At 29.5% G+C, this 1,221-nt stretch carries 1 protein-coding gene; it reads right to left on the reverse strand.

What is annotated here, in order from left to right; all coding sequences use genetic code 11:
* Positions 1 to 19 precede the first annotated feature (19 nt).
* Complete coding sequence (locus BUB80_RS23215; protein ID WP_073298110.1) at positions 20 to 1,168, reverse strand: IS4 family transposase; 1,149 nt, start codon at positions 1,166 to 1,168, stop codon at positions 20 to 22.
* Between the last annotated feature and the right edge of the window lie 53 nt (positions 1,169 to 1,221).

Below are 1,221 nucleotides of genomic sequence, written 5' to 3' on the forward strand. Positions count from 1 at the left end.
GCCATAAGTGTTCGAAACCTCATTCTGGATTTAAAATTTCATTCACTTTATTAGGATCCCCACCGCATCTTTCCACAATATCTTTAATAATTAGCACTTCTAACTCTTGGGCAAACTTCAATTTGGGTATTTTATATCCTTTGAGATTATTGAGTTTTTTATAAACAATCAATAAAATAGCAGTTATCAAAGTCATGTACATTACTACTTTTACACCATTGATATTTCTGCTTAACAAATGACTGAAATTCAGATTCTGTTTTATAAATTTAAAAAATACTTCTATCTCCCAACGCTGTTTATAAATATCTGCAACATCTTTTGCCGTTAAGGTTTTACTATTAGTCAAGAAATAAAATACTTCCTCACTTTCCTTTTCCTTTGCAATGATTAAACGTAGGAATCTTTGCGTTTTTTTATTTCGTTTGTCGTATAATTTTACTTCTAAATCTTGTTCTAACATTAATCTTCCCGCTTCATTCTCAACGAGTTCAAACTCTTTGATTGTTTCAAAACGAGTGTAGTTATTCAATCGCGTGACAAAGGTTAAATCATCCTCGCTGAACTCTTCAAACGTTGCTCTTGCTTGAACTCCTCTATCAAAAACTAAAATATTATCTGCATTTAATGGACATTCTTTTATCAATTCTTTTAGAGCAAAATCCTCTGAAACAAATGACTGTTCTGTGAAGATTTTTGAATGAATCGGGATATTTGAAAATGCCATGCTAAATTTTACTGATTTCTTCGTGCTATTCTGATTAATAACCATCCCTTCTTTTAATAATTTAGAAGAAATACTAACCAGCGTTGAATCAAAAGAAATAATATTATGCTTTTTCTTTAAATACTTATCTTGATATTTTTTTAGGCAACTATTGAATATCGCTTCAAAATAATCAGGATTTATATTTACTAATCGATCCCTAATCGAATTATATTTTACCCCTTGATAACTAGTATTCGCAATACTTTTGAATGCCAAGGAATGATAAAATTCTTCCATTACTCTCAAACTATTATGTTTGATATTCAGCATAGAAAAAAGTAATAATTGAAACATCGTTTGTCCATGAAGTTTCTTTACTTGATGATCCACATTGTAAGTAAGCGATAGTTTTTCTAATTCTTCTTTTGGAATATAGCCTAAAACTTCTTCTAATTTCATAAATCTGTTTTAGACTCAAATATAATAATTTTGAGGTTTCGAACACTTATGGC

This window comes from Chryseobacterium polytrichastri (genome assembly GCF_900142445.1).
GTDB lineage: Bacteria > Bacteroidota > Bacteroidia > Flavobacteriales > Weeksellaceae > Chryseobacterium > Chryseobacterium polytrichastri.